This is a genomic window from Halomonas sp. 3F2F (assembly GCF_014897805.1).
Classification (GTDB): Bacteria; Pseudomonadota; Gammaproteobacteria; order Pseudomonadales; family Halomonadaceae; genus Vreelandella.
In genome coordinates, this window is sequence record NZ_JABUZE010000122.1 from 1 (window position 1) to 5,304 (window position 5,304).

General features: G+C 51.1%; 5 protein-coding genes. All 5 read left to right on the plus strand.

Going from position 1 to position 5,304, the window contains the following annotated elements; genetic code table 11:
- Positions 1 to 300 precede the first annotated feature (300 nt).
- The 5 genes from topA to INT21_RS12230 all read left to right on the plus strand — a co-directional run bounded on the left by topA (position 301) and on the right by INT21_RS12230 (position 5,197).
- A complete protein-coding gene (gene topA, locus INT21_RS12210; RefSeq protein WP_038483622.1) occupies positions 301 to 2,928 on the plus strand; it encodes a type I DNA topoisomerase in 2,628 nt (875 codons plus the stop codon).
- Complete coding sequence (locus INT21_RS12215) at positions 2,925 to 3,386, plus strand: DUF6586 family protein (RefSeq protein ID WP_193067658.1); 462 nt, start codon at positions 2,925 to 2,927, stop codon at positions 3,384 to 3,386. The genes topA and INT21_RS12215 overlap by 4 nt, the downstream gene beginning before the upstream one ends.
- Before the next feature lie 53 nt (positions 3,387 to 3,439).
- Complete coding sequence (locus INT21_RS12220; protein ID WP_193060132.1) at positions 3,440 to 3,904, plus strand: 2-hydroxyacyl-CoA dehydratase; 465 nt, start codon at positions 3,440 to 3,442, stop codon at positions 3,902 to 3,904.
- 174 nt (positions 3,905 to 4,078) lie between these two features.
- Positions 4,079 to 4,711, plus strand: coding sequence for a L,D-transpeptidase family protein (locus INT21_RS12225; protein WP_193060133.1), 633 nt, complete (start codon positions 4,079 to 4,081; stop codon positions 4,709 to 4,711).
- A 222-nt stretch (positions 4,712 to 4,933) separates the two neighbouring features.
- Entirely contained in the window at positions 4,934 to 5,197 is a 264-nt protein-coding gene (locus INT21_RS12230) for an Lpp/OprI family alanine-zipper lipoprotein (RefSeq protein WP_009723517.1), read from the plus strand.
- Positions 5,198 to 5,304: the final 107 nt, after the last annotated feature.

The window sequence follows — 5,304 nt, forward strand, 5'->3', positions numbered from 1 at the left end:
AACCCACGAAGTTGAGGAGGGGCAGGTCAATCCATCATGTCTACTCGATTTCCGTATTTTGGGTTGCCGTCTGCGTATTGGCAGTCTAGTGTCTAGCTACTTCATTATGAAAAATAGTACGGATAGACACCTTGCGCTTCAGCATTAGTTTGTTACTTATGCGTCGGTTGTTACTGGCGCTTGTTGCAGGCCTGGGGTAGGGTAGGCGCATTTTTCTCATGGTCGTCAAGTGGTAACGATAGGCGACAACGTATTCAGAGCATGGGCGATAGCGCCTGAGCATTAGGAAAGTGGAGCACTATGGGCAAGTCACTGGTCATCGTCGAGTCGCCTGCGAAAGCGAAGACGATCAATAAGTATCTCGGCAACGATTTCATCGTAAAGTCGAGCGTGGGTCACATCCGTGACCTGCCGACCAGCGGCTCAGGTAAGGCAGCCTCCGACCCGAAGGAGCGCGCTCGCCAGGCTGCGGCAACACGCAAGATGTCGGCGGAAGAGAAAGCAGAGTACAAAAAACGTAAGGCTCATGATCAGTTAATTCGGCGGATGGGCATCGACCCGGATAACGGCTGGGAAGCGCGCTATGAGGTGCTCCCGGGTAAAGAAAAAGTCGTCGCTGAATTAAAGAAGCTGGCTGAAAAAGCTGATGCTGTTTATCTCGCAACGGATTTGGACCGCGAAGGGGAAGCAATTGCCTGGCATTTGCGCGAGACAATTGGTGGTGATAACAGTCGCTATAAGCGCGTTGTATTTAATGAAATAACCAAAAATGCCATTCAGGATGCGTTTAAATCGCCAGGGGCGCTAAATATTCCCCGGGTGGAAGCGCAGCAGGCGCGCCGCTTCTTGGACCGCGTTGTTGGTTTTATGCTTTCACCGTTGCTGTGGGCCAAGATTGCCAGGGGCTTATCAGCAGGTCGTGTTCAATCTGTTGCGGTTCGCCTGATCGTTGAGCGTGAACGAGAAATTCGTGCGTTTATTCCTGAAGAGTTTTGGGATGTCCATGCAGATCTCGCTTCCCCGGATGGCGAGCTGGTTAGATTTGCGTTGGTGCGTCAGGATGGTAAGCCCTTCCGTCCTACCTCCGAAAAGGACACGCTTGCACGTATTGAGCAACTGCGCAAAGCCAAGCTTGCGATTACCTCCCGTGAAGACAAGCCGACAAGCTCTAAGCCTACCGCGCCGTTTATTACCTCAACATTGCAGCAGGCTGCTAGTGGCCGGTTAGGGTTCTCTGTTAAGAAAACCATGACCATGGCTCAGCGTCTCTATGAGGCCGGTTACATTACCTACATGCGTACCGACTCCACCAATCTTTCAAAGGATGCGGTAGAGAGTGTTCGCTCGTTTATTGGTGATGAGTACGGTGCACGCTATTTACCAGACTCTGCTAACCGTTACAGCAGCAAGGAGAGCGCCCAAGAAGCCCACGAGGCGATCAGGCCCTCTAGCGTTGAGCGCAAGGCCAGTGACCTCTCTGGAATGGAGCGTGATGCAGAGCGTCTCTACGAGCTGATTTGGCGTCAATTTGTGGCCTGTCAGATGACGCCTGCTGAGTACCTTTCCAGCACGCTGAGTGTTGAAGTTGATGGCTACGACTTGCGCGCCAAAGGGCGAGTGCTCAAGTTTGATGGTTACACGCGGGTGATGAAGCCATCAGGTAAAAATGAAGACCAAAGCCTGCCTGATTTGCCGAAGGGCACGGCAATGGCGCTTGAAAAGCTTGATCCCCAGCAGCACTTTACTAAACCGGCCCCGCGTTATACGGAAGCCAGCTTAGTAAAAGAGCTCGAGAAGCAGGGCATTGGCCGTCCTTCTACCTATGCTGCCATCATTTCCACGATTCAGGATCGTGGTTACGTGAAGCTAGAAAGTCGCCGTTTTTATGCTGAAAAATTGGGTGATATTGTCACCGAACGGCTGAAAGAGTCTTTCCCCGATTTGATGGATTATTCGTTCACGGCTCGAATGGAAGATAGCCTGGATGAAGTTGCGGAAGGTGAGCGTAACTGGCAAGCCTTGCTGGATGCTTTCTATGGTGAATTCAGCCAGGAGCTTAGCAAAGCCGAAAGCGACGAAGGAATGCGCCCTAATCAGCCGGTTCCTACGGATATTGATTGCCCAAGCTGCGGTCGCAAAATGCAAATTCGGACGGCTTCCACCGGTGTGTTCTTGGGTTGCAGTGGTTATAACTTACCGCCCAAAGAGCGCTGTAAAACCACCATTGATTTAATTCCTGGTGAAGAAGCTGTTGCAGAAGATGCAGGCGAAGAAGCAGAAACCAACGCACTCCGTGCCAAGCGTCGTTGCCAGAAGTGCGGAACGGCCATGGATAACTATCTCATCGATGAGGGTCGCAAACTGCATATTTGCGGCAATAGCCCTGATTGTGATGGTTATGAGGTGGAAGCGGGCAAGTTCAAAATCAAAGGCTACGACGGCCCCATTATCGAATGCGATAAGTGTGGTTCTGAGATGCAGCTTAAGTCAGGTCGATTCGGCAAATATTTCGGCTGCACCAACAGCGAGTGTAAAAACACCCGCAAGTTGCTTCGTAGTGGTGAAGTGGCACCGCCCAAAATGGACCCCATTCCCATGCCGGAACTGGCCTGCCAAAAGGTAGAAGATCACTACGTGCTGCGTGATGGTGCCAGCGGCTTGTTCTTAGCGGCCAGCAAGTTCCCTAAAAACCGTGAAACACGTCCGCCGCTGGTCAAAGAGCTAAAAGCCCACGCCGACGAACTGCCGGAAAAGTATCACTTTATCTTAAAGGCGCCCAGCGAAGACCCGGATGGCCGTCCTGCACAAATTCGCTACTCACGGAAAAATAAAGAGCAGTACGTGATGACCGATGAAGAAGGCAAAGCAACCGGCTGGAAAGCCACGTTTGAGGCGGGTAAATGGCACGTGGAGGATAAGCGCAAGTGAGTCCGCGTTCTCGTACCAACCAACTGCTTTATCAAGCTGAGCTTTTGGTTGGTCTTCCAGCAGGTAATGACGAGCATGCTCAGGCTCGTCAAATGGCGATTGAAGAGAGTGCCTTGGCGCTCTTTGAGCTGGCATTAAACTCGCTGCTCAAAGAGGTGACCGAGCATGCGCGTCTTAACGAGCATGGCTGGCAAGTGCTCCTTAATGAGAAGGGTCCTGCCGTTGCTGAGCTGCAGCGCTTAAGAGATATGCTGCAGCAGCCGGATAGCTGGTTGCACTGGCTGGTGGGGAAAATTGAGAAGCTGCACAGTGACGAGGGGGCAAGTAAGCGCGCAGTGCAGAACCCCTCAATGATCGCTGTCGGCAGCCAGGTGAGTGTTGCTGAGCAGCTGTTAACTAACCTTCATGCTGCAAAACGCGATATTGCAGCGCTACGTGAAACTAGCCAAGAGTGGTAGTTATAACGTCAAACGTATTGCCTAGAGAGAGTGAGTCGCAAGAGGAGATATAGATGCGCTATAACCAAGTCAAAGACTTCGTTGAATGGGCCGCGGATTACCATGGGCGCATGGCGCGTCAGTATCGTGCCGCAGCCGATTCAAGTGACCATCAACGTCTTGCCATGGCGTTAACGTATTTAGCCGATAGCGAACTCCGGATGAAGACGGGGCTAGAGGCGCTTTTTAGTGATGGCTTTAATCATAAAGAAGTGTTGGAAATATGGTTTGATGATCCTAATGACTTTCCTCAGCCTCCAGTGCTTGAGGCGCTTGCGCAACAAACGATAGCAGACTCAATTGATGAACTAACTCGCGTAGCGGTTGAGTCGCATCGCAAGCTACAGGACCTCTATGAGCACCGTGCATCACGGGCAAAAATAGAGCCAGAGGAAACTTTTTTTAACGCTTTGGCAGAGGGACATCATGCTGAAGCGCGTAAGCTAGTAGCGAGTATGCAAGAATTCGAAGATCTCTAAGCGGGTATTTGAAGTGATTTAGCTACCGTTTAATAAGGGCGCGGTTGGCATATTGGCGCGCTGGCTTATTATTTGGCTTTTTTGAAAGCACTGACATTTGGTGTGAGAATAAGGTATAACAACCGCCACAAATGCTTTGTTGGCTGGTGATGCTGGCCTATATAGAGAACGATAATGATGCCTGTAAACCGTCGCCGTTTTTTAGCGTTGGCGCTGGGCTGGCCTGCTGTGGCCAGTGCAGCGACTTCCGGTAGCTTAAATAATTATGAGCCCACAGATCTGGTTGAGACGCTGCTTTCGCGTGCGAGTATCCCGCGTCACAGCAATGAACTATGGGTGTTAATTGATGATAAAGACGCCACGTTGAGTGTCTACCGTGGTAATGCGTTGGTTGAGCACTACGCGCCCATATCCCTTGGGCGAGGTGGGGCGAAAACCCAGCGGGTTCGCGGTGATAACGTGACACCGCTCGGCGAGTTTCGAATTAATCGATTTAATTACGAAAGTCAGTGGCATATCTTTATTGGTATCGATTATCCTACGCCACCTCATGCGAGGATGGCGCTCGAAAAAGGCATTTACTCCCAAGCGGATTATGATGCTTATTTTGATCACTATCAGCGCCACGGCTCACCACCGCAGAATACGGCATTAGGCGGTGCCATTGGTATACATGGTATTGGTGAGGGTGATCCAGATATTCATGGCCGGTTCCATTGGACTCAGGGTTGTGTTGCTGTCACCAACGAGCAAATTGAGCGCGTTGCGTCGCTGGTAGGTGTTGGCACTCGCGTAGTGATCCGATAGGCTATGCTGTTGAAGGAAGTTAAAGGTTTTAAATACGTGGCTATAGACAACCGCTGTGGTCTATTATAAAACAGCGTTTGACTTGCGTGCATTGGTGTAATGCCATGGTACAAGTCGCTGTAAAGAACCTGCACCGCAGGTAGACAAAATTGAGCTAACGCTTTAGCCTTAAATTTGTCATACCCTTAACGTTGTACCCAAGGAAGACTCAAGGAGAACATTATGACTCTGAAGACTGCTCTGAAGATGACTGCCGCTGCCGCTTCACTGGCAATCCTGGCTGGCTGTGCTTCTACCAGCGCCCTGGAAGAAGTTCGCATGACTGCTGAATCTGCACAGGCTGATGCCGCAGAAGCACGCAGCATGGCTTCACAAGCAATGAACACTGCTAACCAAGCTCAGCGCGATGCGCAAGCTGCTCTGCAGATGTCTCAGCAGAACCGTGAAGAAATGAACCGCATGTTCCAGCGTTCCATGCAGAAGTAATTCTGCCTGGGCTCTAAGTGTTAAAACTTAGGGTTGCTGTAGATGTAAAAAAACCCCGCCTCGGCGGGGTTTTTTTGTTTGCCCGGCGAAGCCGGCAACCCCGGACA

Bases quoted from the DNA above. Each gene is read 5' to 3' on its own strand.
- INT21_RS12225 (WP_193060133.1), top strand. From the start codon at position 4,079: ATGATGCCTGTAAACCGTCGCCGTTTTTTAGCGTTGGCGCTGGGCTGG.
- topA (WP_038483622.1), top strand. From the start codon at position 301: ATGGGCAAGTCACTGGTCATCGTCGAGTCGCCTGCGAAAGCGAAGACG.
- INT21_RS12230 (WP_009723517.1), top strand. From the start codon at position 4,934: ATGACTCTGAAGACTGCTCTGAAGATGACTGCCGCTGCCGCTTCACTG.
- INT21_RS12220 (WP_193060132.1), top strand. From the start codon at position 3,440: ATGCGCTATAACCAAGTCAAAGACTTCGTTGAATGGGCCGCGGATTAC.